Source organism: Campylobacter sp. US25a (assembly GCF_004379075.1).
Classification (GTDB): domain Bacteria; phylum Campylobacterota; class Campylobacteria; order Campylobacterales; family Campylobacteraceae; genus Campylobacter_D; species Campylobacter_D jejuni.
Window position 1 is genome coordinate 1 of the sequence record NZ_RYYM01000158.1, and the last position, 241, is coordinate 241.

1 pseudogene is annotated in these 241 nt (G+C 30.3%); it reads right to left on the bottom strand.

Annotation, left to right across the window (positions count from 1 at the left end):
• Position 1: 1 nt before the first annotated feature.
• Positions 2-241, bottom strand: a pseudogene (gene traT / locus ELQ12_RS10900) (complement resistance protein TraT); the annotation flags it as partial.

The following is a 241-nucleotide window of genomic DNA, read 5'->3' on the forward strand; positions in this document are numbered from 1 at the left end:
ATTAAAATAATCCTGCAATCTGATTTGCAATTTTATCTTCTAAAATAGGCGTAGCTTCAGGAAGTTTAAGTCCTGTTTTCACAGCTTCTGCAAAAATAATAGTATTTTTTTCTATATATTTGCATTCATAAGTTTGTTGTGTATTATTGATTTGATTTGAATTTAAATGTCATACTTTATCACTGCGAACATTTCCGCCAAAGCTATTTAAAAAGCCTGAGCTTTGGGAATCTCTTACGCT